The organism is Arcticibacter tournemirensis (assembly GCF_006716645.1).
Taxonomy (GTDB): Bacteria; Bacteroidota; Bacteroidia; order Sphingobacteriales; family Sphingobacteriaceae; genus Arcticibacter; species Arcticibacter tournemirensis.
The window spans coordinates 184,164-209,905 of sequence record NZ_VFPL01000002.1 but is presented as its reverse complement, the minus strand read 5'-3'; the positions used below and the strand labels follow the sequence as shown (position 1 = coordinate 209,905).

Genomic DNA, 25,742 nt, shown 5'->3' with positions numbered 1-25,742 from the left:
AAGCTTTTATCTGTAACATAATAAATCTTAAGGAGGCCCCGACCTGTTGACTTAAGTTAAACACAGGTCTTTTTTGGAGCGGTCTTAGTCCGGTCTTGTCAATAAGTACCGTGTTCATCGCATAGCCCTCCCGGCCGCCCCCTGTTATCCCCAGGCTATGCCCTGAGTATCAATATTGCCCTACTTCTGCTAATGATTCCCTACTGTGAGTCTACCTTTTGGACAAAAAGGTAGACTCACTATACGCTGAGCCACCCTGATGTGAAGAAATACAGATAGCCAGGGGATACGCAGTAGCAGACCACTCGCGGAGCCGGGAGGCTCCTGCCTATGCCTTTGCTTGGATTGCCAGAACAACTCAAACCAAAGGGAATCAATCGTTTAGTTTAAACTGATTATAAATTGCAAATACCTGTTTCATCTTTTTGCAGTTCTTATCAACTTTACTTTACATCAGCTAAAGCCGCCGACCTCCGCATCGTGTTACCGTCCTAACCCTGCCCTGTGCCAGCTGCTGATGGCTGAAGCAATTAAAAAAAGGAGGAAATATATGGCAGTAATCGATAGTAAAGGCGGCATCCACGGCACTGCAGGCTCCGTGGTATACCGCAGCTACCGGGGGATGAACATCGTTCAGGGCCGTCCCCGGCGCTTCAAACAAACCCAGGCCAGCCAGGAGGCTGCCGGAGAATTCGGACTGATCAGTCAGGCATCCAAAATTCTCAGGGAAGCCTTCCGGCCCTTTTATCATCACTTTTACGATGGAGGGATGGTCAACCGCATGACGGCCGCGGTCTCGCGCGCCATCCGGGGCAGCCGCAGCCGGGAGCGTGGTGATCGCGACCTGCACGACGGGGAGCTCTCATTCCTGGAGGGACTGGAGTTCAATGAATACAGCAAGTTCTCGCAGGTGCTGCAGATCCGGCCACAGGTAAGGCGTAATGAGAAGGGACAGGTAACGATCAGCCTGCCGGAGATCGATCCCCGCAGGGACTTTGTCACTCCCTTTAAGGGACATTACAGGGTTACCGGTTACCGGCTCAGCTTTGTACTGGTAGGTTTTAACTTCAAGGAAGAGTTCTATGAGTATATCGGCGAGAAGAAGATCGTCATGGAAAGCAGCGGCCTGAATGCCGCTCAAGAGCTGGTATTTGAACAGGAAGTACCCAAAGGCTGCCTGCTGCTGGTGCTGGGCATGCTGGAATGCATGGCAGCGAACATCTATACATACGAGCAGGAGCCCCTCAACAGTAAGGACTTTAACCCGGTAAGCCTGATCGCGGCCTTCCAGTCGGAAGATGAAGCAGAGGCAGGATACGGGGAGAGCAGGGCCATACAGCACCATGAAGAGGCAACAGCATCGGGCGTCGCTCCGCGTATCCAGATCATGGCGGGTTACCGGGGGAACGGCTTCCAGAGCAGTATGCGAAAGCAGCGGGCGGCAGCGGGCGGTGAGCGAAAGTCCATCGAAGCAGAAGAGAGCCCGGGGCTTTCGGGTCAGGAACGACAGCAGCAGCTGCAGGAAATGGATCAAATCGTAAGGGAGAAACTCCGGGAGATGAGCGGGCACTCGGCCATTGCTAAAGAAACGGCTATTGATACCAGCAAGCTCATGGGGAAAAGGGTGAAGTTTTAGGAGGTTTAGACTACTATTGTTGGATAATAAGCCGGGATAGTGTAATTTAGGAATTGTGATATTTACATCTTTCGAAATCTACAAATATTCTATCCCGATAGAGCCCTTTGTAATAGCAACCGGAACTATGTACTATGCCCAGAATGTATTCGTCAGGGCTCATACTGATGCTGGGATAACGGGGGTTGGAGAATGTTCTGCTTTTCCAATGATTGTTGGAGAGACACAGGCGACATGTTTTGAGATGGCAAAGGACTTTGCGGCTATCTGGAAAGGAAAAGATGCCACGGATATTGAGGCCAGGCTGAACGAGCTTGATCTGTATGCCGCCGGCAACTATACAGCCAAAAGTGCTTTTGATATGCTGCTTTACGATCTGGCTGCAAAAAAAGCAGGTATGCCCCTGTGTCAGTTTTTAGGAGGCCGGAAACGAACCATCACCACCGATCTTACGATCGGTATTGACACTCCTGAAGCGATGGCTGCTAAAGCGCTTGAATACACCGGTCGTGGTGTTGCGATCATTAAGGTAAAGCTTGGCAAACAGCCCATCGAAGATATTGAGCGGGTTAAACAAATACGGAGGGCGGTTGGTCCCCAAACAGAACTTAGGGCAGATGCTAATCAGGGCTGGACCTTCGATGAAGCAGTTTATGCTTTAAAGGCGCTGGCTGAGTATGATGTTCGCTTTTGCGAGCAACCTATGCGTAAATGGGATGATCAGCTTCTGCCTGAACTTGGCAGGATCTCACCGGTCCCCATTATGGCCGACGAGAGTGTGTATACCCATCATGATGCAAAAAGGATTATTGAAAATAAAGCCGCATCATACATTAATATAAAGTTTGCGAAAAGCGGCGGCATTCGCGAGGCCATAAAGATAAATGAGGTGGCCGAAATTAACGGTGTACAATGTATGATCGGCAGTATGCTAGAGAGCCGCCTTGCCCTCACCGCCAATGTTCATTTTGCAATGGCGCATAAAAATGTTGTTTTTTTCGACCTCGATACCTGTTTGCTTGGACAATTGGAAGATCCTGTTTTAGGAGGAGTGGAGTACGCCGGGATGGATTTACATGTGACAGACGCTCCGGGTATAGGTGCAGATGTCGACCAGTCTTATCTGGATAAATGCGTTGCGGTAATTATATGAAACAGATTGGTAAATGCATTATTTAGAGAGAACTCCAGGGCGTACAGCACTTTCAGGAGGTAAAGAATATCTGTTCTTTTCCGGGTATAATTATCTGGGAATAAATGCAGTTCCAGGATTCGCCCGTTTGTTACAGGAAGGTATTTGTAAATATGGATGGCTATGTTCTTCTGCGAGGGTCTCCAATACCCGTTTTAATATTTATGAGGAATGTGAAGCACTTCTATCAGACATAACCGGGTCTGAAGATACGGTTCTTTTCCCTTCAGGGTTTAGCGCTGGCCGTGCTGCGATTCAGGTGAACGATGGCGAGTTCTTCAACGCCCCCGGCTCACATCCCGCCATTTTAAAGAATAAGGCATTGCAAACAGATTATAATGAATGGTGCCGTTGGTTCCTCAGTAAAATAAACGATGACGGCAATTATGGAATTGCTGGTTTTGCGGGAGATTCAGTAAATCCATTAAGGGCTGTTGTAAATGACTTTTCGTTTTTAGAAGAAGTTCAAAAAGAAGTAACAGGGATCATTGATGATTCACACGGGATTGGATTAATAGGAGATAAGGGTTCGGGAATACATGCATTATTGCCGGCCGGAGCATTGCTTGAATATATCTTTACATATTCGCTTTCAAAAGCCTTCGGTATCCTCGGGGGAGCTGTAAGTTGTTCAAAAGAAATTGCGGGACGCTTAAGAGCTTTGCCGGACTATGCTGCCGTCACGGCTACCTTGCCTGCACAGATGTACGCTTTTGTCAATGGGCAGGAGATATATTCAGAGCAAAGGGAGAAGCTTGCCCGGAATATAACCTACTTTTCTTTATGCATAAAGGATATACAGGGCATTCAATATCATCCTGAACTGCCGATGTTTATATTACCCGAAGATATGGACGAGGAACTTCTCGCCGGATACGGTATTATTATTTCATCGTTTGCGTACCCTGATCCTTCCGGAAAGAAAATCAAACGATTAGTATTGAACGCTTTGCATACCCCAAGGGATCTGGAGTATGTAGCTGAATGTTTACACCTGATTTTATCCAAAGGTTAATTTATGAAGAACATGTTTGCTGTACGATCCGGCTGCCTTTTTATCTTAGTTCTACTGAGTATTTCCGCGGCGGCTCAAAAGATCAGCGCACGAAAGATCAGGAAACTGGTGGAGAAGTCAGAGATCCTTAAGGACCACTTCACCGGCTTCGCGTTATATGACCAGGACAAAAACAAAATGATCTATGAGTTGAATGCCGACAAGCACTTTATCCCTGCCTCTAACACGAAGCTGTTTACTTTTTATACGGCGCTGAATATGATCGGGGACTCTATCCCCGGCCTTCGGTATGTTCATAAAGGCGATTCATTGATCTTTTGGGGAACGGGAGATCCTTCCTTGCTTCATACTTATTTGAAATCCACCCGCGTTTACGAATTTTTAAAAAATAGCCCGGAGAAACTTTTTTATGCTCCAGGAAATTACTCCGGAGACATTTTTGGAAGAGGCTGGCCGTTGGACAATTATAACGATTATTACCAGGCCGAGATAACAGCCCTTCCGTTAGAGGATAATGTAGCCATTGTGTTTGCAGATAAAAATAGAGAGCTGCAGATAAGGCCGTCGTATCTTAAGAGATTTCTGAGACAGGATGCGGCCTTTCGCCCCGGCTCTTTTACAGTCGTACGTAAGGTTTTCGGTAATGAATTTATATATCCCGCAATGCCTGTGCCCGCCGGTTTCAAACAGGAAATTCCCTGGAAAACCAGTACCGCACTAACTCTTGCCTTGCTTCAGGATACGTTGAAAAAATCGATTGGTATAGTCGATACTCCAATGCCATCAGCTGCTTCCGTGATATATAGTATGCCGTCGGACTCGGTTTACCGGCGAATGCTTCTGGTTAGTGATAATTTCATTGCAGAACAACTGTTGCTTACCTGTTCGTCTCTGCTTGGGAGTACACTGAGTACGGATTCTGTAATCGCATATAGCAGAAAGAATTTCTTGAACGATCTTCCCGATACTCTCCAATGGGTAGATGGTTCGGGCCTGTCCAGACATAATTTGTTTACTCCCCGCTCGGTTGTTTTTCTTTTAAATAAAATAAGAGATAAAGTTGGCAATGAAGAAAGACTCCATTCTTTACTACCGGCAGGGGGAGTAACCGGAACTCTTCGCCTTGCCTATAAAACCGACAACGGGCTTCCCTTCGTGTGGGCCAAAACGGGCTCTTTGTCAAATAACCATAACCAGAGCGGGTATCTTGTTACGCGGAAAGGAAGAAAGTTGAGCTTCTCTTTTATGAATAATAATTTTGTGAGGCCGACGTCGGAAATAAGAGCCGAAATGGTAAGGGTAATTACGGAGATTCATAACAGATTCTAAAAAAGAACAGGCCCCGGGGTATTCCGGAGCCTGTTCTTTTTTGTTCAGAAAGAGGGTTATTGAGCCCTTCCAGTTTGTTTGTCTTTTTGACGACCGATAACATAACCAGTACCAGCTCCGACAACACCGCCAATTATAGCTCCACGTGCGTCTTTCTTATCCACCAGAATACCGGTTACTGCACCAGCACCCGCTCCGATGGCGGCGCCTTTAGCCGCTGCGCTCCATCCTTTTTTCCTGGGAGCTGTCTGTTCGTAGTAGTCACTTTGTACTACTGGGTGGACACTTCCTGATGAACGGCGACTGGCATATGTACGTCTGGCGGCGGCAGCCTGACTTGCAGCTTTCACTTCAGCTAAGGAATCTATTCTTGCTTTTTCCTTCGCCTGAACTTCAGCCCTCTGGAAGCTATCCAGCTTGATACTGTCCTGCACCGCTTTTTTTATCGAATCACGGTACGCCTGTGTGTTATTTGCCTTGTCATTATTACTGCATCCTGTTAATGCAACAGCTAATGCGAACATTGTTATTATAGTTTTCATGATTTCTTTTTTTTAAACTCACCACTAGTAAAGAAAAAATGGTGCCAGAATCTGAAATGCGATAAAAGTATTTGTTGTAACGCGGGAATTATTTATATTTAATCATGAATGATGAGAAACAGGTCTTTACTCATATTGACGAAGCCAGCGGATATCCGGTAATGGTAAATGTGAGTGATAAAGCTGTTACGAAACGCAGTGCGACGGCCAGATGTATTATCCTGCCTGGAAAAGAGATAATGAAGCATCTTAACGGTGGAGACATAAACACGAAGAAAGGTCCCGTTTTTCAGACAGCTATCATAGCAGGTATTATGGCTGCAAAAAAAACATCCGACTTAATACCTCTGTGTCATCCACTGGCTTTGGAAGATTGTAAAATCACCATTAACGTGAATAGTGCCGACGAAGTGGTTGTCGAATGCACTGCAGTAATTACCTCTAAAACGGGAGTTGAAATGGAAGCTCTAACAGGGGTGACGGTTGCAGCACTTACCATATACGATATGTGTAAAGCTTTTTCGCACGATATCGTTATTAAAGAGACAAAACTCATTGCTAAGAGCGGAGGAAAAAGTGAATATAAGAGAAGCGAAGCTTAAGGGGCTGATCCTCTCAGGAGGAAGAAGCACGAGAATGGGGCGGGATAAAGGCTCCATTTCGTATCATGGTAAAAGTCAGCGAGAATATCTTCGCGAGCTTCTTGTTCCGTTTTGCCAGGAAGTTTTCATTTCCTGCAATAAGGAGCAAATACACGATCTTGATGGCTTTGCTGTGATAGAGGATAGCGTAGAAGGCCAGGGCCCGATGATCGGGATATTGTCGGCTTTTCAGCAGGATCCGGGCGTGGCCTGGCTTACGGTTGCCTGTGATCTTCCCTTTCTCACTCAGAAAACGGTAGATCATCTCGTTACGCACCGGAATGCATCGAAATTAGCAACTGCTTTTCACAATCCGGAAACAGGTTTCCCCGAACCCCTTATTACCATCTGGGAGCCGGAGGCACGGCAATCGCTTCTTGATTTTCGGGAAGCCGGATACTTATGTCCCAGAAAAGTGCTGATTAACTCAGATATCGAACTTCTGGAAGCCGTGGATAAAGAAGAGTTAAGAAACGTAAATCATGCTCATGAGTATGAAACGGTCATAAAAAAGCTGGAAGAGAGAGCTATCTTTAACAAGGCGTTTTAACGCAACGGATAAGCAATTAAGTATATGGAGGTATTATTATTCGGCATCACAAGGGATATCGTCGGCAGCGATAAGATCTCTATAGCTTCTGAGGAGAGCCCTGAAACGGTGGCCCACTTGAAGGAATGGTTAGAACAGCGATACGGGGGCTTAAGTGCTTTAAGGTCGTTGGCCGTAGCTGTTGACAATGAATATGCTGATGATTCGACGGCTTTGACCTCTTCGATGGAAGTGGCTCTTATTCCCCCTGTTAGCGGAGGTTGAAGCGATGGTTGAGATTGTGGAACAAATAAATATAAACAAGGCTTATCGGCATTTACAGGCAAATGGCGCCGGCGGTATTAACGTTTTTGTGGGTACTGTAAGAGACCACGCCAACGGCAAAACTGTCGTAGGACTTGAATTTGAGGCCTATGTACCTATGGCTCTGAAAGAAATGAAGCGGATAGCTGAACTAGCCTGTGAAAAATGGCCGCTTGAAAGGGTAGTCATTCAGCATGTAACAGGAATGAAAGAGCCGGGTGAAGCGGTAGTTGTTACCGGTGCTTCCTCGGCTCACAGAGACGCATCTTTCGAGGCCTGCCGTTTTTTGATCGACGAGCTTAAAAAGAGCGTTCCTATCTGGAAAAAAGAATACTACGAAGACAACAGCATTTGGGTAAATGCACATCCCTGAAGATTAATGGAGAAAAGGACATTGACAGACAAATATGGGCGGCAACTAAATTATCTGAGGTTATCTGTAACCGACCGTTGTAACTTCAGGTGTTACTATTGTATGCCTGAAGAGGGAATGGATTTTGCGGCGAGAAAGGACCTGCTTTCCTATGATGAGCTGTTATTTCTTTCGGAAATATTCTGTGATCTGGGGGTTTCCAAAATCAGGATTACCGGGGGGGAGCCTTTTGTAAGACATGGTATAATGCCGTTCTTAGGAGAGCTGAGTACGCTGCCGGGACTTGAAGAAATTACAGTGACCACCAACGGTACTTTGTCGTTTGAATACATTGCACTGCTGAAGAAAGCCGGGATCCGGAAAATAAATGTGAGTATTGATTCCCTCGACCGGGCGCGTTTTTTTCAGATCACGAGACGGGACAACTTCGATTCTGTTTACTCTTGCATTCTCAGGCTTCTTTCCGACGGCTTCGAGGTAAAGCTGAATTGTGTTATCTCGGCAGCAAAAAATGTGGAAGATATCATTCCGTTTGTTGAACTGACGAGGGATTATCCTCTCAGAGTGCGGTTTCTGGAAGAGATGCCTTTTAACGGAAGCAGCGAGTTCGACGTGCTAAACTGGAACCATCGTAGTATATATAATTACATAGCAGGTAATTATCCGGAAATCATAAGGCTGGAGAATGAACCCCATTCCACTTCGGAGAATTACAGGATTCCGGCTTACAAAGGATCGTTCGGTATTATTGCCTCTTTCAGCAGGACGTTTTGTGGTACCTGTAACAGGATACGCCTGTCGGCAACAGGAGAATTAAGGACTTGCCTTTATGGCCCTCCAGCAACGAATCTTCGCGATCTGTTAAGGGACGGGGCGACACGATCGGAGATAGAGGATGCTCTTTTGCTGGCGGTATCCCAACGCGCTAAAGATGGCTTCGAAGCCGAAGACCGGAATGTAAAAACGCTGAAAGAATCAATGTCGGTATTGGGGGGCTAACTGAAATGGACAATGCGAAATTCAAAATGAACGATGATGATACGAGATACACCCGGCAGATCCGCCTTAAGGGGTTTGGCCCGGCGGCACAGGATAAGCTAAAGGCTGCTTCTGTGCTTGTGGTGGGAGCCGGGGGACTGGGCATCCCTGTTCTTCAGTACATGGTGGGTATGGGTATTGGCCGGATCGTTATTGCGGATGGAGATCGCATCAGCGTTAGTAATTTACAGCGGCAGGTTCTCTACTCCACTCCGGAAGTAGGGCAGCTAAAGGCAGAAGTGGCTGCGAAGAAGCTGGCAGAATTGAATCCGCTGGTAAAGATCGAATGGCATCCCTGGATGCTTACACCTGAGAATGCCTTAAGTTTGATCGAAGCTGTTGATCTTGTAGTGGATGCCACTGATAATTTTGCGAGTCGTTATCTTATTAATGATGCTTGTGTTATTGCCGGCAAGCCCTTTATTTATGGGGCCGTTCAGCAGTATGAAGGCCAGCTAAGTGTTTTTAATTACCAGGGCGGGCCTACTTATCGCTGTCTTTATCCCGAACAGCCGTCGCCCGGGGAAGTGCCAGACTGTAACGAAGCCGGCGTACTTGGTATAGTGCCCGGTATCGTCGGATCTTTACAAGCCCTGGAGGCCGTTAAAGTGATTACAGGCATAGGCAGGACTCTTTCCGGCAGCCTTAAGATTGTTGATTTTTTAAGTGGTAATGAATATAAGGTCAGGCTGAAGGCCAGCCCTGAAAATCAGAATATTGATCGTTTGCGGGATAGTTATGAGTTTGCTTGTCAAACGGTAAATGACTTATCCCCGCAGAACCTGCATGAATGGTACCTGGAAGGTAAAAAATTTCTACTGGTGGACGTGAGGGAAACTTTCGAATATGAAAGCGGACATCTCATGCATGCATTTTCCGTTCCTCTGGCTCAGTTAAACAAATTTGAAATGGAATTGCCTGCAAATGTTCCCCTGGTAACGTTTTGCCAGATGGGAGGGAGAAGCCTTAAAGCAGCGGAAATCTTGCAGCAGAGAAAAAACACAAAGGTTTATAACCTCCGGGGCGGAATGGAAAGCTGGATGAGCCATTTTAATGATGAATTTATAGAATATTGATGCCCGACATTCACACTGTTTTTCTGATCTGCATCGGCTTTTTTATTATCGCTGCATTATATTCTTCAGCCGGCTTTGGTGGAGGGTCAAGTTACCTTGCATTGCTGTCCCTTTTTATAGGTGATTTTTCGGCTATTAAAACAGCTGCTCTGTTCTGTAATCTGGTAGTTGTTGCTGGCAGTTCGTACCTCTTTATGAAAAATGGTTATTTCGATAAAAAGAAATTTCTTCCCCTGGCTATCTGTAGTATTCCTGCGGCTTTTGTAGCTGCCACTATTCACCTTAGCCAGAAGTCCTTTTTCATTTGTCTGGGAAGTGTGCTTACGCTGTCGGGATTATTACTCATCATGCAACTGTATACACAAACCCGGCCGGCTGAACCGGGATTGGGTAACCGTGTCTCCTCCTTGCCAGTCAATGCGGTACTTGGCGCAGCTGCGGGATTTCTTTCAGGACTTGTGGGTATCGGGGGAGGAATTCTTCTGTCGCCTGTACTCAACTTAATGAGCTGGGATACTCCGAAAAAGATTGCTGCGCTTGCGAGTTTTTTTATTCTTGTGAATTCTATAGCCGGGCTGGCCGGGCAGGCGAGCGGAGGAACCTTTACGTTTAATATACAGCTGATGCTGCCGCTGCTTACCGCTGTTTTTCTTGGTGGACAGGTTGGTACCAGGCTCAGTCTTAAAATAGTAAGACCAGGGCTGCTAAAGGCGCTGACAGGGGTACTGGTTGCTTATATTGGAGTAAAACTGGTGTTAAAATACACTAACGGAATTGATGTATAAAATGATTTCTGTACAAGAAGCTCTTGAAAAGATTGAGTCGTTCAAGAAAGATTTTGGAACTGAAGAGGTGTCGCTGTCTGATGCCCTTCACCGGATCCTGGCAGAAGACATCCAGGCGGACCGCGACTTCCCTCCTTACGACAGGGTTACTATGGATGGAATCGCTATCAATGTAACCTCATTTGAACAAGGCAGAAGGTCGTTTGCTTTAGAGAAAATTCAGGCGGCGGGTGACCGGGTTCAGGTTCTTGACGATCCGCATAAATGTATCGAAGTAATGACCGGGGCTGTATTGCCCCAAAGTACAGATGGTGTTATACCTTATGAAGATATTCTTATCGGTGAAGGAAAAGCTTTCATTAAAGCCGATACAGTAAGGAAGTTCCAGAACGTGCATTTAAGGGGTACTGACAGCAAGGCTGGAAGTTTACTTATTGAGAAAGGCGTAAGGATTAACGCCTCTCATATTGGCGTTTTGGCTTCAACAGGCAAAAATAAGGTCGTCGTGAAGAGGACTCCGACTGTGGCTGTTTGCTCTACCGGCGATGAGCTTGTAGATGTTGAGGCAACACCTGAACCATTCCAGGTGCGGAGATCAAATGTGCACATGATCGCATCTGCGTTGATGACTGAAGGTATTCGTGCAGAAGTATTCCATTTTCCGGATGACAAATTCATTTTGACTGATGGACTCAAAGCTATTGTTAAACAATTCGATGTTCTTTTGCTCTCGGGCGCTGTATCTAAGGGGAAGTTTGACTTCCTGCCTGAAGTGTTGCTTTCCCTTGGCTTAAATACCGTGTTTCATAGAGTGGCTCAGAAACCCGGCAAGCCCATTCTGTTCGGCAGCTTCGAATCCGGGAAATTGGTGTTTGGCTTTCCTGGTAATCCGGTGTCGACTTTTGTGTGCTATCATCTTTACTTCCGGTACTGGCTCTGCCAATCACTTGAAACCCCTGTAGTGTATGTCCCCGTCAGGCTGGCTGAACCTGTTGCTTTTAAACCCAGGCTCTCTTATCACCTGATGGTTTCTCTGAGAAATATAGCGGGCGTTTTGGAGGCCGTACCGGTAACCGGATCGGGGTCTGGTGACCTGACTGGCCTTGTGAAGGCGGAGGGTTTTGTTACATTGCCTGCAGAGGAGGATGTGTTTGAAGCAGGCAAATTGCTTTGGATGATTCCGTTTTATTCCTGAATAAAGGCATCTGAAGTAAAACTGGATAGGTTTTTTCTTTTGAAAATAATACCTGTTGCCTATTTTGTTTGATAGTAAAAGTTTTAGTAAATTGCTCGTATTGCCGGGATAGAAAAAGGAATCGCGGCTTTTTAAGATATTATTCATTTGAGGGAATGTATGATAAATCTTTTCAACTGAACCTTAGCAGGGAGATAAAGTGCTATTCACCTCCTTTAACCGATACCTTAAGTTTTTAAGGTGCGTCTAAGAGAACCTGGATGAGATTATATAGGGAGTTTATTTTTGTCGGTGTTTTATTGATATCCTGTTTGTCGGGGGTGTTTTCTCAGGAAGCGTTGTTGAATTTTACCCAGATCAATACTTCAGACGGCCTTTCTCAGAATTCTGTTCAGTGTATGCTGAAAGATCAGTATGGTTTTATGTGGTTCGGTACTCAGGACGGCCTGAATAAATACGATGGGTATAGCTTTACTGTTTATAGATACAAGAAAAATGATCCTGAAAGCTTGCCGGCCAACAATATAACAGCCCTGTATCAGACGAAAGACGGTTACATATGGATAGGAACGCGTATTGGCGGGTTGAGCAGATATGATCAAAAAACCAACTCTTTTACAAACTTCAGAGAAAAAGCAGGGGATGAGAAATCGTTAAGCAGCAACCGGATCACGTTTATCTACGAAGACAGGCGGAACAGGCTGTGGGTTGGCACCGAATCGGGGCTAAATGTATATAACAGGAAAACCCGAACGTTTAAACGTTATCTTAAAACATCTGATCCGGGCAGCTTAAGCAACCCCCGGGTTTATGCTGTTTTTCAGGATTCTAAAGGAAAAATGTGGGTAGGAACCTCCAGAGGCTTAAATCTGCTCGATGAAAAAAATGGCAAGTTCCAGCATTTCTATTACAGCCGCGCAGACATAAATAGTATAAGCAATAATTCGGTAAACGTAATAGGAGAAGACGGAAGCGGACAGCTATGGGTTGGTACAGGAGCCGGATTAAACTTGCTGAACAGGGAAACAGGTAAGTTCTTACGTTTTAACACAGAGTCGGATAATAATACAAGCTATGAAACCAATCCGATTAATTGTATCTCCAAGAGTGGCAGAGATCGGTTTTGGGTAGGCACGGAGACTAAGCTTCACCTGTTTGACACCAGGAAAAGGACTTTTGTCCCTATAAACAAAAGTGTAAGTAATAAAAATTGGATTCCGGACAACGGTATTTATTCTATTCTCGAAGACCCACAGGGTATTTTATGGGTAGGAACAGCTTCCGAAGGTGTGAATAAATACGATAAGAATCTGTCTTTTTTTCCGTCTTACAAGGCTAGCAGCGGGAACGAGAATAATGCCGACAATGTAGTAAGAGCTTTTGCTGAAGACGCGTCAGGCAATCTCTATATAGGAACCGACGGTGGTCTGCAATACTTTAACCGGTCGCGCGGGACCTTCACTTTTTACAGGCACACTCACGATAAATATGGCCTTAGCAGCAACTATATATCTGTGTTACTCAAGGACAAGGAGAGCGACCTGATATGGATAGGTACGTATGACACAGGACTAAACAGCTTTAATCCCCGAAACGGTACTTTTCATCATTATAAAGTGGGGAAGGGAATTTCCGATATCAACAGCATTGCGGTGTATGCTCTGATAGAGGATAGAAGGGGCCGGATCTGGATAGGTACCGATGGCGGGGGAGTTAATGTTTTAGACAAAAAGACCGGCATTGTTGAAAAATACGTTCATAATTCTCTTGATAATAATAGCATTAGCGATAATACTGTACAGGCATTGCGTGAGGATAAAGGCGGAAATATCTGGGTAGGATCCTATTCAAGTGGTATCAGTATAGTCAGTCCTGAAACAAAGAAGGTTACGAGATTAAATAGCCAGAACAGCGGTCTTAGCAGCAATGTGGTAAGCTCGCTTTATGAAGACAAAAATGGCACTATGTGGGTCGGTACGATGGAAGGAGGAGTAAACCGTTTTGATCCCCATACAAAAAGATTTAAGTCGTACACGGAGGAGGAAGGTCTGATCAATAATGTAATAAACTATATTAGTGGTGATGAACAAGGAAGGATATGGCTAAGCACCAACCAGGGGATCACCTGTTTTGACCCTAAAAAGGAAAGCTACAGAAACTTCAATGTTCATAACGGTTTACAAAGTCACGAATTCAATGTTGGCGCCGGCTTAAAAGCGAAGAATGGAGATATAATATTCGGTGGGGTGAGCGGGTTTAATATATTTCATCCGGCTTCCCTGGCCCGTAACACTAATATCCCATCGGTAGTTCTTACCGATTTTCAGTTGTTTAACAGAAAAGTCGTTGTCGGGCAAAAGAACTCACCCTTGAAGGAAAGCATTTTGAGCGCCAGGGAAATACATTTATCTCATTCTCAATCTGTATTTACGATCCAGTTTGCTGCTTTGAACTTTACTATTCCTGAAAAGAACCAATATGCGTATTTCCTTGAAGGTTTTGATAAGGACTGGAATTATGTAGGGAATGAAAGAAAAGCAACCTATACCAATCTTAATCCCGGAACCTATATATTCCGTGTGAAGGCTTCAAATAACGAGGGCTTATGGAATAACAGGGATACTTCTATTAAGATTGTAATTTTACCGCCATACTGGATGACATGGTGGTTCAGACTGTCGCTTGTTACGCTAATAGGATTTGGCGCATGGTCATTCTATCGTTTCAGGATTGATCTGATAAAAAAACAGAAGGCCCGGCTCGAAAAACAAGTTCAGCAGCGAACGGAGCAAATAAGCAGGCAGGCTGAATACTTGCGACATTTAAATCGTGAGTTACAAACTCAATCGGAGGAACTTCAGGCTCAGTCGGAGGAGCTGCAAGTGCAGGCCGAAGAGCTTCATTCACAATCCGACCAGCTGTATACAATGAACTTACAGCTCCTGAAGCAGCAGGAACAGGAGCAGAAAGCCCGGAAAAAGGCAGAGGAAGCCCGAAAAGAAGCAGAAATGGCCAATCAGGCGAAAAGTACATTTTTAGCTACAATGAGTCATGAAATCCGGACGCCGATGAACAGTGTTCTTGGTACAGCGTCACTCTTGCTCGAAACGCCCCTTAATCATGAGCAGCGCGGGTATGCAGAAACCATTAATACAAGTGGCGAGGCGTTGTTAACGCTCATTAATGACATTCTTGACTTTTCTAAAATAGAATCAGGAAAAATGGGCCTTGATTGTCAGTATTTTTCTCTCAGAGAGTGTATAGAAGAGGTGTTGAGTTTATTCTCTCACGAAACAGCACAATTGGGTGTCGAGTTAATGTATCTGATTGATCCAAAGGTTCCTTCTCTCATTTTCTCCGACAGGTTCAGACTTCGCCAGATTCTGATAAACCTGGTAGGGAATGCGTCGAAATTCACTAAGGAAGGCGAGATACTTGTAGCAGTGACTCTGGGAAAAACGCTGAAAAACGAAGAGGTAGAACTGTGTTTTGAAGTCAGGGATACAGGAATTGGCATTTCTGAAGAAAATATTTCAAAATTGTTTAATGCTTTCTCGCAGATTGATTCATCGTCTACAAGAAAGTTTGGCGGAACGGGATTAGGCCTGGTGATCAGTGAGCGGTTAACTAAGCTGCTGGGCGGTGAAATATCTGTAAAAAGTACAGCTGGTGCTGGCGCTTCTTTTTGTTTTACGATTAAGTCGAAGGTTTCTGGCAGTACAGATGATTTAAATAGCATGCCGTTTGATAAGCTATTTAAGGGCAAAAAGATACTCATCGTAGATGATAATGAGACCCATCTTAATATACTTAAAAGACAGTTAGAAGCGCATAAGCTTTATGTGTTTACAGCGGCGTCGGGAGAAGAAGCGTTGCGGATATTTACCGGAACAAAGGATCTGGACTTAGTTATTACCGATCTGCAAATGCCCGGGATGGATGGTATCACCACGAGCCAAAGAATAAAAGAAATAAATAACCTTGTTCCTGTGATCCTGCTGAGTTCTTTAAGAAATAGAGTGGAATCAAAACACCCGGATCTTTTTTCTTCAATTGTTATTAAACCCGTTTCGGTTAGTAAGTTACTTGTCGGTCTAGAGAAAGCATTTGAGCGGCCCATAGATAAGTCGGTTCCTGAAAACGCGAATGCCGCTAATGTTCTTTCTGTTCATTTCGCGACAGAGACACCTCTTCGTATTCTGGTTGCTGAGGATAATCTGATAAACCAGAAGCTGATTATCACGGTTTTAAAGAAACTCGGTTATCAGCCTGATCTTGCCGAAAACGGTCTGGAAGTGATCCGTATGAACGATGGAAATGTATATGATCTTATCCTGATGGATGTTCGCATGCCCGAAATGGATGGACTTGAAGCAACCAGAAAGATACGGGAGCTCTCTGTCAACCAGCCTGTAATTATAGCGATGACTGCGAACGCTATGGTTGAGGACAAAGAAGATTGCCTGAAGGCCGGAATGGATGATTTTATCTCTAAACCTTTTAAAGTAGGTGATCTGATGGAAAAGTTGAAGAGCTGCCGACGCACTTTACAGGGGTGATCTTTGAGATCATTATTTCATCATCAATATAATAATTCTGTACTAAGATTGCTATAAAACTGGTAAGTAGCTTAAAATCAATATACATAATTTTTCTATGTATAAAAGAAAGCTATATATTTGCAGAATGAGTACCAATGGAATGTTAAAAGGCAGCTTGCAGACGATTATTTTAAAACTGCTTCAGGAGAATGAAAAGATGTATGGCTATGAGATCACCCAAAAAGTTAAAGAAATTACGAACGGGGAAATCAAGCTGACGGAAGGTTCTTTGTACCCTTCACTCCACAAGATGGAGGCAGAGGGGATTCTGAGTACGAGCACCGAGATGGTAGAGAACCGTGTCAGAAAGTACTATTCGCTTACGAAAGAAGGGCTTGAAGAAGTGGAAAGTAAGCTTGAAGAAGCGAAAAGCTTTATTGGTAATCTGCAGTTATTACTCAACCTTAACCCCAAACTATCATGAAACCGAACACCGGGCAGCAACAGGAAATACGCAGTCTTCTGAAGGAGTCGTCGATCAATGAGGATGTGTTCCATGAACTTTATGATCATATTATTACGGGACTCGAAGAACAAGCCTCCTCTAAATTTGATATTCGCGAGATCCAGGTTATGGTAAATAACGAATTCAATGAGCTGGTCAATACGCAGGAAGAGAAACGGGCATACCGGCGCATGAATAATGCCCTGGGCTTTGTTCTGTTTGGTATTGCCTTACTGACTTACTGGCTAACAATGGAGCCTACCGTGAGCTTCTGGGACTGCGGAGAATTTATTGCAGCATCATATAAGATGCAGGTAGGACACCAGCCGGGGGCCCCGGTATTCCTCATGATTGCAAATCTTTTCAGTCTTCTGGCTTTTGGCGACGTAAGCAAAGTTGCATACTGGGTTAATTTCAGCGCCGTTTTAGCCAGCGCAGCCACGATTATGTTTTTATTCTGGACGATCACTGCTCTTGCCCTTAAGGTGTACAGAAAGGAAAAGATCAAGAGCAAGGCCACGCATATTTTTACTGCAGGAGTGATTGGAGCGCTCGCATTTACCTTTTCTGATACGTTTTGGTTTTCTGCTGTTGAAGCGGAAGTGTATGCCCTTTCGGCTTTATTTACAGCTGTGACGTTCTGGGCAATATTGAAATGGGAAAACCAGCAAACCGATCGTTATCTTGTCTTTATTGCCTTTATCGTGGGGCTTTCAACGGGCGTGCATCTTTTAAGTCTTTTGGTGATCCCAGCGATTGCACTTGTTTATTATCTAAGGCAGTCCAAAAATGTTACTACCTACGGCTTGATCAAGGCTCTGCTCGCAGGCTGCATTATTGTAGCTTTGGTACAGTTTGTAATCCTGCAGTATCTCGTGCTGCTTGCCGCGAAATTTGACCTGTTGTTTGTAAACTCCTTAGGTCTGTCGTTCGGATCCGGCGCTTTGTTTTTCCTGCTGCTGCTTGCAGGAACCATAAGGTGGGCAATCTACTATTCTATCAGGACAAGGAAGTACAAACTTAACCTCGGATTGATTTGTCTGACCTTTCTTCTGCTGGGTTTTAGCTCATACTTTATGATCCTGATCCGGGCAAATGCCAAGCCTGCTATCAACCTGAGTAACCCGGATAATATTTTTTCACTTTACGGTTATCTGGGGAGATCGAATTACGGATCAACGCCCCTGCTCTATGGAAACACATTTGATGCGAAGCTGATGGAGAACAAAGTAACCGGCAATACTTACAGAAAGGGGAAAACAAAATATGAGATATCAGGAAACACATATGAGTCTGTTTTTGATAAGAATATGGTTTTCCCAAGAATCTACAGTCAGAAACCAGGACATGACACCTACTACCGGAACTGGTTGAATATAGGGGAGAAAGATAACGCCACATTTGCCGATAATCTCAGGTTTTTCAGTACCTGGCAGGTTGGTTTTATGTACTGGCGGTATTTTCTCTGGAACTTTTCGGGTCGCCAGAACGATATACAGAGCCAGGGCGAAATCGTGAACGGTAACTGGGTGACGGGAATACAGCCTCTGGATGCGCTGCACCTGGGCAGCCAAACCAATCTGCCTCAAACGATTAAGGCCAATGAAGCTCATAACCGGTATTTTGGTTTGCCCTTTATCATCGGCATAGCCGGACTGATCTGGTTGAGCCGCAAAAATAAATACAGCAGCATTGTTTTATGTACATTGTTTTTCTTTACGGGTTTAGCGATCATACTCTATCTTAACCAGGATCCTCTCCAGGTAAGGGAAAGGGATTACGCCTATGCTGGTTCGTTCTACACCTTTGCTATCTTTATAGGCTTTGGCGTATTAGCGCTTAAAGATGTATTCGCTAAAGTGACTCCCGCGAGATGGAGCATGGTTTCTGCCGCCGTAATTTGCTTTGTCGCTGTTCCTGTGTTGATGGGTACTCAGGGTTGGAATGATCATGACCGCTCGCAGAAAACAACTGCCCGCGACTGGGCCAGGAATTACCTGAACTCATGTGCTCCCAACGCCATTCTTTTCACCAATGCGGATAACGATACCTATCCTCTATGGTATGCTCAGGAGGTCGAAGGAATCAGAACGGATGTGCGGGTGGTCTGTATCCAGTTTTTATCTGGCGATGCCTACATTAACCAGATGAAGAAACAGTTGAACCGGTCGGCGCCACTTCCCATTAGCATGCCTGAAGAAAAATATGTCGACGGCTTAAGGGATTATCTGCCTTATGTAGACTATGGGATTCAGGACAGCGTGGAATTAAAGGAGCTGTTAGCTGTACTCACTTCCGACAACAAAAATGACCAGGTGCAAATGAATGACGGAAGCTTTATGAATTTTTTGCCGACAAAAAGGCTCAAAATTACGATCGACAGCGATCAGGTAGTGAATACGCGAACGGTGAAACCTGAGGAGAGATCCAGACTGGCTCCTGCAATAGAGTGGGAATTTAAGAAGTCGTATGCCACGAAAGCAGATCTGGCAATGTTTGATATTCTGGCGACCAATAACTGGAAACGTCCGGTATATTTCGCCACCTCGGTGTCGGAGGATACCTATCTGGGACTGGATAAATATCTTTACCTTGAGGGCTATGCTTATCGCTTAATTCCATTTAAAACCAAAGATGACGGTAAGGACAAGTCAGAGCGTACCAATTCGGACGTAATGTACAATAACGTTATGACTAAGCTCGACTATAAAGCATTTAAGAAGGCTGCTTATCTGGATCCCGAAAGCAGGAGGATAATAAACAGCACCTGGGGTTTTAATAACACCCTTGCAAATAACCTGATCAGCGAAGGGAAAGCGGATAAAGCTAAGGATATCATGAAGAAAAGCCTGGATGAGCTTCCGGTAAGGAATTATACAGTTTCTGATACCCTTGCACGGTTGTATACGGTTAAAAACCTGTATGCACTCCATCAAATAGAGGAAGCGAATAAGCAGGCAGAAGCCACTGCTGCTTTCCTGATGCAGGAACTTGATTATATCGCTGCTCTTTCACCTGGATTTCAAAGAGGATATATAGAAAATGCGCAGGTGGGGTTATATGTGTTAAGCAGCCTTGATAAGCTGACAGCAGATAACCATCAGAAAAAACTGAACCGCTCGATCCGAAACGCCTTTAATTTACAGGTTAAGAACTTTGGATAAGTTTAATCCGGCATGCTAAAAGAAGGGGGTAAGGCATCTTCAGTTGAGGCCCAGAGCTTATTGGGATGTTTTCCCATAACAAACTCAAGCTTGCCTCCCCGCATTAGTTCCTTGTGTGAAAACCAGGATTTGTTCCAGACCTTCCCGTTAAGTTTAGCAGATTGAATGAACTTATTTTCGGGTGAATAGTTTAAACACGACACTTCGAAGGTCTTTCCATTGCCGATATCTATTTTGGCATTTTTGAACATCGGCGCTCCTATTACATACATCGGTAAGCCGGGAGTTATAGGATAAAATCCCAAAGAGGAAAAAACCACAAATGAAGTTAAGCCTCCGCCATCTTCGTCGCCGGGTATTCCCATTAAATCGTTCCTGAACCACTGAGTTAATAACGAGCGAACACGTTTTTGTGTTCTCCAGGGCTGCCCTCCGTAATTATATAAGTAAGGAATGTGCATACTTGGTTCGTTGCCCATTGAGTATTGGCCGACGATCCCTGTATGGTCGCCGAACATGTGATGAAAATCAGGCCTTCCTTTGCCAAGAGGGGTACTGTACATCCGTTCCAGTTCGTTAACGAAAGAATCCCTGCCGCCCATCATCTTTACGAGGTCGCCTATATTATGCTGTACATCCCAGCGGTATACCCACCCGTTGTTCTCGTCGTAAGCCTCGCGTGCGCCGATGCCGCCTGAAAATCTGTAATCGAATGGTTCTATAAATTTTCCGTCTTTGTCTTTAGGGTGAAAGAACTTTGTTTCGGTGTTAAACACCTTATGATAATTGAGACTTCGCTGCGCAAAGTAGGCAGCATCATTTTCCTTCCCCAGAATCTTTGCAATTTTCGATAAGCACCACTCGTCGTAAACAGTACCGAGGGTAACGGCTACCGGCTGACGTTTTTCCCAGGAGTGAACTTCGGGAATGGTTTCCTGCTCGCCGGGAGGTAAAGCCGGGATGTAGCCATGTTCCTTATAGAAGCTGTCGAGCGCCCCGGCTTTCTTTGGCGACCATGGTGCCAGTGTTTTTTGTGTGATTGCGTTTTTGCATGCAAGGTACGCCTTTTCCAGGTCGAAGCCTCTCAATCCTTTGTTGTATGCGTCAATAACGGTAGCCACGCCGTGATTTGAGTTCATTCTCCTGCTGTCACCGTTGATTTCCGGAAATGTAGGCATCCAAAAATTTTCCATCTGTTCAGCCATCCGAATAAACGAATTGATCATATGCTGCTCTTTTTCGGGTTCAATGATGGCACGCAGAGGATGAGTTGCCCGGTAGGTGTCCCAAATCCAGTCGTCAGTATAAAATGGAAGGCCTTTATCGTCGTGTACCTTTCCGTCGAAAGCGCTGAAGTACTTGCCATCTTCGGAAATGCAGATCATGCGTTCGTAAGTGCGATACAGCGAGGTATAAAATACGGTCTTCTGATTTTCATTGTCGCCCTCTATTGCTATTTTATTCAGGGTTTTATTCCATATACTTCTCCCTGCACCGGCTACTTTTTCAATATTGTAATCTTTGATTTCGCGCTGCAGGTTTCGTTTTGCCTGCTCAATGCTGATAAAAGAAATACCATACCTTACCTTTATCTGCTTTGTATTCGAAGGATATTTCAATGCGACGCAGGCGTCTTTTCCACTTGCTGCTTTTATATCCGAATTTAGTTTTTGTGCGGTTAGAATCCCTGTAAGGACGGGCTTTAAATCGGTCTCCATGTAAACAAACACCCTTGTGTTGTTCCCCAGCGACTGATAACCGCTGACAGTATTTCCATCTACCTTCATTTCGCCGTTACGCGAGTTAAGGATCAGGTAAGCCTGCTTTTCTGAGTTAGGAAAAGCGATCTGGTAGATAGCTGACTGATGAGAGGGCGCAAATTGTACATTAATTCCGTAGTCGTCGAGGTCAACCTGATAGAAATAAGGTTTCACAATTTCATTGTCGTAACCATAATTTACCACGTTATTCAAACCACTTTCTTCACCCAGGTAAGGGCTTAAGTTAAAGGCCGATGCTCCCCGGTGACTGGTTACAATGACGGGTAGGCCACTGACCTGGTTTCCTGTAAAGTCTGCTCTTTCGGGATAAACACGCAGCAGGCTGTTTGGAAGGTGTATAGTTGGATACGTGGGGACAAGCAAATGACTGATATTGCCAATGTATGGATTTACGTAATCCACCGGCTCTTTGCCAGGTTTCACATTTTGAGCTTTGGCCAGCAGGCTGGCGAAAGACAATATAAATAAGAAAGTGAATGCACTTTTTTTGGTCATTTTGTTAATGCTTGTCATATCCATAAATGGTTGCTAAAAGGTTTTACTAACCTAGTGCAAACTTGTTTAATATGCAAGTTTATATAAAGCTGCATATAAAATAATTTATTCAGGGCTGTTTTAAGGTTCAGGAACGCCTCGTGCGAACATCCTATTCCGTAAATAATTCAGGATAGTACTTTTTTATAAGTAACTGATCAGTTTCTTCAAGTTCCTTCAGAAGCTTAGGCTTATCCTGTTCCCGCAGTCCCTTTTGATTTATCCTGTTCATAAGGCTCCAGTCCTTCGCCGGTTTTTGCGGTGTAGGGTCAGCCGGCTCCTGAGCTTTCAGATCATACCTGGTAAAATCGATTACATGCGCTGCCGTGTTATTGTGCCAGTCGCGTAACAAGGCTAACCGGAACGATTTGTTCATAAACCATTTTATTTCAAGATTATTATATGAATCGCCCAGCCCTGACCCGCGTTCTTCAAATTTATAATTCCAGTCGTCATTTGATTTGTTTTCCTTTCTCCAGATCTCGCCGAATTCCCCGAAGGTTACGAAATGGGTATCAGGCCAACGTTTCTTTGTATCCGTAACCCACATTTCAAGAGCCTTGCAGATGAATTTTTTTCCAACCTCATGTACCAGTTGAGCCTCCCAGATGTTGGTTACCCATCCAAAGTTGTTCAGTTCAAATCCCTTGTCAAAGTGAATAGACTGTGTATGCATCACCTCGCGATGACCTAAATCAAGCCCCCAGCCTATATACGTTTCGATTGGACCAACGCCCCGGCGACTGTTATACCCTTCAATCCCATGACCGATAGATCCGCTGCGCCGGGCACAAAGGAAGTCCATTGTCCAGCCGTCAAGGTTTACGCAGTCGATAAAGTCTTTTTTCCCTTGGGCCGGTTTGCAAAAATGCTCTGAAGATGGATAAAAAGGATAGGATGGAGAACCATCTGCTCCCCCTCCGTCTATATTGTGCTGACTCCAGATGACGGCATGAGCGGTATGGATATTTTCTTTTTCGGCAAGGTATTTTAAGTTATCGGCCGACAAGAAGCCACCGATGATTGACTGAGGACGATAACCATTCCCTGCTAACTTCGAAATAATCTGTATTGCCTCGGACATCTCGCGGTTTATCCTTTCACGGGGAAGATACATAGCTGGAAAATAGCCGGGGAAATATGAGATTTCGTCGTGATACTTCTTCTGACATTCGACGACATATTCGCGTATTTCACGATAGTTCTGTCGTTGATCTTCCAGTGCATTTAAGGTGAAGCCCCAGGTAAGCCTTCCATCCGGGTTGTTTTTGGCGAAGGCCTCTCTTAATGATCGTACTCCATCAAGCGTATGCCAGCTGGCTTCATCGCGGGGATGAAGCTTCACATCCCTCGAGACTTCCCACGGAGTGGTCCTTATCATTATACAGAACGTTACAAACCTGTTGCCTTTTAATGTAAGGGGGACATCGCCGGCTCTGGCACTAAATGATGCAACGGATATGAATAAAATGAACAGAGGCAGTACGAGGTCCTTATATACAATTTGTTTTAAACAGGTATGATTCATCTCAGTATTGGTTTGGAATTTTATCTAAAAGGTAAGTTTATTCAACTACAATGTTTTTCTGGAACTCGCTACTATTTATATGCTGAAGGTATCCTCCTTGCAGCATATATTGTATTTAAAGGTACAAATTCTGCGTCAATTCGCTTCTCATCAATGGTTTGAAAAGGCAGCGTTGAGTTCATTTACTTATATAAAGGCGTGCCTCTGCGGTTTCGCACGATAGTCAAACCGGTCTTCATACGAAACTGCCCGGGGTCTCATAGTCGCCGTTGTGGATGTTCATTCCGCTATGTTCTTTTAAAACAGCCCTCAAAATGTTCGTTTTTGTAACATAGAACATGTTTGTGACGCAAAAAAAGGACAGTCCTTGATATATTTGTTGCAACATATTTATAAAGGTTCTATTTCTCATTAGTATGACCAATGCTCTCAATTCAGATCCGTTTAAAGGGGAGAACGGATCCTTACCTGATTCTACTAAACAACCTGTTACTGCTTTGTGCCCACGATGCGGAAATCTTACCGATTACCGTATTCGCCGTAGCGCGTTCGTGAAGACATTTTTTCCGTTTCTGACAAGGCGGTTCTGGTGTCCACGTTGTTTTAGACGTTTTTACGCACGCCGTCGTTAATTTGGCCTTCGGTTGTTATTTTTGTACCAACATGCATTTTATTGTTGATTGGGCCCTTTGTGGCCTTAACTTTATATTGCTGGTCAGCGGCTTTATATTATGGTGCAATTCCTCTCAAGAACGTTTCAGGAAACGGTTACTGGGAACGGTGTTTTTCATAATGGGATGGCATGTATTGTTTGTTTTGCTGCAAAAAACGGGGTTGTTAGCCAATTATGCTTTCATCCTGCGTACGGTTGCACCCTTTTATTACCTGGTTCCACCCTTACTGTTTTTTTATGCACGCAGCTTTTATTTTGGAGAAACTCACTTCAGACCAGGTGACTGGCGTCACGGCCTGCTTTTTTTGTTTTCGTTAGCAGATCTGATTCCTTATTGGATCTTTACCCCCCTGCAGGTGAAATATCATGATGCCCAGATGATCCTTCAGGATGAATCAGCTATTGTTGTTGTTGCCAGAGGGTTGTTGATGCCTGCTGCTTCACATTATATTTTGCGTATGGTCGTCTGGCCTGTATATGTTTTTTTTCAGTGCAGGTTAATGTTTCGGATGGAGGACAAATTCAGCTTGAACGGTATATCCCGGAAGCCGCTATTTGTTACAATATTAAGTGTGATGCTGTGTTTCTGTAATATTATCGCAAGCAGCGCCTTGTTATTGGAAGGGTATCAATATGCACCGGGGATCGCAGCCGATGTCGTAGAGAATACGATGCTGTTTTTTTTGGCTGGCGCTATGGTATTGTCAGGTTACATCTTTTCGACTCCCGATTTTTTGTACGGCGCTGCCCGCGCGGAATCTTTCTCAACAGAAAACTATGTCGTTAAAGAGGAGCAGAGGAGCGAGGTGGCGACGGCTGTAACAAAACCAAAAGAATGCCATTTAGCTGCCGGCATGATTGAACAACTCGATGAACTTATGGCGCAAACGGGTATGTTCCGGATAAAAGGGATTAAAATCGCTGATGTGGCTCATTCCCTCGGAGTGAATCCTTACCAATTATCGCAAGCCCTAAATTCGCATTCGGGGCAGCGCTTTACCGATTATATCAATGAAAAGCGAATAACGTATGTGAAAGCTCAGATTTGCGGAGAAGCCGGCTGGAAGAAGTTTAGTATTGAAGGACTGGCGGCCGACGCCGGCTTTTCTTCCCGTACCCCCTTTTACGCTGCTTTCAGGAAATTGACTGGACTTACACCTTCGGAGTATATAGATATTGTAATGAGAGAACGAAAAGGCGGGAACGACGCGCTCTAACAACCTGCCTGAATGGTTAGTAGTGAAGGAGGAGTTACATTCTTCCTGCCATTTACATGTACTCTTAGTGAGTCCCCTGGATAACAATCTGTTAATATTATATAAATAATGGCTAAAATGAACT

General features: G+C 44.7%; 19 protein-coding genes. 16 read left to right on the top strand and 3 right to left on the bottom strand.

Translation table 11 applies throughout. The annotated features are described in order from the left end of the window. Window positions 1-550 precede the first annotated feature (550 nt). From BDE36_RS22440 to BDE36_RS22425, 4 genes are read left to right on the top strand one after another with little or no spacing between them, the layout of a single operon-like run. On the top strand, window positions 551-1,636 hold the full coding sequence (locus BDE36_RS22440; RefSeq protein WP_141816771.1) for a hypothetical protein: 1,086 nt from the start codon (window positions 551-553) through the stop codon (window positions 1,634-1,636). Window positions 1,637-1,691: 55 nt separating this feature from the next. After that, window positions 1,692-2,789, top strand: a complete 1,098-nt coding sequence (locus BDE36_RS22435) for a mandelate racemase/muconate lactonizing enzyme family protein (RefSeq protein WP_141816770.1) — start codon at window positions 1,692-1,694, stop codon at window positions 2,787-2,789. A gap of 13 nt (window positions 2,790-2,802) precedes the next feature. Further along, a complete protein-coding gene (locus tag BDE36_RS22430) occupies window positions 2,803-3,843 on the top strand; it encodes an aminotransferase class I/II-fold pyridoxal phosphate-dependent enzyme (RefSeq protein ID WP_141816769.1) in 1,041 nt (346 codons plus the stop codon). Window positions 3,844-3,846: 3 nt separating this feature from the next. After that, window positions 3,847-5,172 (top strand): D-alanyl-D-alanine carboxypeptidase/D-alanyl-D-alanine-endopeptidase, encoded by a 1,326-nt coding sequence (locus BDE36_RS22425; RefSeq protein WP_141816768.1) that lies wholly within the window; start codon window positions 3,847-3,849, stop codon window positions 5,170-5,172. A gap of 56 nt (window positions 5,173-5,228) precedes the next feature. Here BDE36_RS22425 and BDE36_RS22420 read toward each other — a convergent pair whose 3' ends face one another. Further along, window positions 5,229-5,714: a YMGG-like glycine zipper-containing protein gene (locus BDE36_RS22420; RefSeq protein ID WP_141816767.1), complete on the bottom strand. Its 486-nt coding sequence runs from the start codon at window positions 5,712-5,714 to the stop codon at window positions 5,229-5,231. 104 nt (window positions 5,715-5,818) lie between these two features. On the opposite strand from BDE36_RS22420, the gene moaC reads away from it, so the two are divergent. The 11 genes from moaC (at window position 5,819) to BDE36_RS22365 (ending at window position 19,885) form a co-directional block, all read left to right on the top strand. Further along, the gene (gene moaC, locus BDE36_RS22415; protein ID WP_141816766.1) at window positions 5,819-6,316 is read left to right on the top strand and encodes a cyclic pyranopterin monophosphate synthase MoaC; all 498 of its coding nucleotides are present in this window, start codon (window positions 5,819-5,821) and stop codon (window positions 6,314-6,316) included. Next, on the top strand, window positions 6,291-6,905 hold the full coding sequence (locus tag BDE36_RS22410) for an NTP transferase domain-containing protein (protein ID WP_202618097.1): 615 nt from the start codon (window positions 6,291-6,293) through the stop codon (window positions 6,903-6,905). The genes moaC and BDE36_RS22410 overlap by 26 nt, the downstream gene beginning before the upstream one ends. 24 nt (window positions 6,906-6,929) lie before the next feature. Next, window positions 6,930-7,169 (top strand): molybdopterin converting factor subunit 1, encoded by a 240-nt coding sequence (gene moaD / locus BDE36_RS22405; RefSeq protein WP_141816765.1) that lies wholly within the window; start codon window positions 6,930-6,932, stop codon window positions 7,167-7,169. A gap of 16 nt (window positions 7,170-7,185) precedes the next feature. Beyond that, window positions 7,186-7,581 carry a molybdenum cofactor biosynthesis protein MoaE gene (locus BDE36_RS22400; protein ID WP_202618098.1) on the top strand — a complete coding sequence of 132 codons (396 nt, stop codon included), beginning with the start codon at window positions 7,186-7,188 and terminating at the stop codon, window positions 7,579-7,581. Window positions 7,582-7,587: 6 nt separating this feature from the next. Continuing rightward, window positions 7,588-8,580 carry a GTP 3',8-cyclase MoaA gene (gene moaA, locus BDE36_RS22395; RefSeq protein WP_141816763.1) on the top strand — a complete coding sequence of 331 codons (993 nt, stop codon included), beginning with the start codon at window positions 7,588-7,590 and terminating at the stop codon, window positions 8,578-8,580. 5 nt (window positions 8,581-8,585) lie between these two features. Then, entirely contained in the window at window positions 8,586-9,695 is a 1,110-nt protein-coding gene (locus tag BDE36_RS22390; RefSeq protein WP_141816762.1) for a HesA/MoeB/ThiF family protein, read from the top strand. Beyond that, entirely contained in the window at window positions 9,695-10,480 is a 786-nt protein-coding gene (locus BDE36_RS22385) for a sulfite exporter TauE/SafE family protein (RefSeq protein ID WP_128771022.1), read from the top strand. Before BDE36_RS22390 ends, BDE36_RS22385 begins: the two co-directional genes overlap by 1 nt. A gap of 1 nt (window position 10,481) precedes the next feature. Continuing rightward, on the top strand, window positions 10,482-11,675 hold the full coding sequence (locus BDE36_RS22380; protein WP_141816761.1) for a molybdopterin molybdotransferase MoeA: 1,194 nt from the start codon (window positions 10,482-10,484) through the stop codon (window positions 11,673-11,675). A gap of 260 nt (window positions 11,676-11,935) precedes the next feature. Continuing rightward, window positions 11,936-16,234 (top strand): hybrid sensor histidine kinase/response regulator, encoded by a 4,299-nt coding sequence (locus tag BDE36_RS22375; RefSeq protein WP_141816760.1) that lies wholly within the window; start codon window positions 11,936-11,938, stop codon window positions 16,232-16,234. 97 nt (window positions 16,235-16,331) lie between these two features. Then, window positions 16,332-16,700 carry a PadR family transcriptional regulator gene (locus BDE36_RS22370; protein ID WP_244939640.1) on the top strand — a complete coding sequence of 123 codons (369 nt, stop codon included), beginning with the start codon at window positions 16,332-16,334 and terminating at the stop codon, window positions 16,698-16,700. Continuing rightward, entirely contained in the window at window positions 16,697-19,885 is a 3,189-nt protein-coding gene (locus BDE36_RS22365; RefSeq protein ID WP_141816759.1) for a glycosyltransferase family 117 protein, read from the top strand. The genes BDE36_RS22370 and BDE36_RS22365 overlap by 4 nt, the downstream gene beginning before the upstream one ends. Before the next feature lie 2 nt (window positions 19,886-19,887). On the opposite strand, the gene BDE36_RS22360 is transcribed toward BDE36_RS22365, so the two are convergent. Together BDE36_RS22360 and BDE36_RS22355 are read right to left on the bottom strand one after the other, a co-directional pair. After that, window positions 19,888-22,161: a GH92 family glycosyl hydrolase gene (locus BDE36_RS22360; protein WP_141816758.1), complete on the bottom strand. Its 2,274-nt coding sequence runs from the start codon at window positions 22,159-22,161 to the stop codon at window positions 19,888-19,890. 151 nt (window positions 22,162-22,312) lie between these two features. Then, complete coding sequence (locus tag BDE36_RS22355; RefSeq protein WP_141816757.1) at window positions 22,313-23,728, bottom strand: DUF3863 domain-containing protein; 1,416 nt, start codon at window positions 23,726-23,728, stop codon at window positions 22,313-22,315. Between the two features lie 663 nt (window positions 23,729-24,391). Between BDE36_RS22355 and BDE36_RS22350 the strand changes: the two genes are divergently transcribed. Next, on the top strand, window positions 24,392-25,618 hold the full coding sequence (locus BDE36_RS22350) for a helix-turn-helix transcriptional regulator (protein ID WP_141816756.1): 1,227 nt from the start codon (window positions 24,392-24,394) through the stop codon (window positions 25,616-25,618). Window positions 25,619-25,742 lie beyond the last annotated feature (124 nt).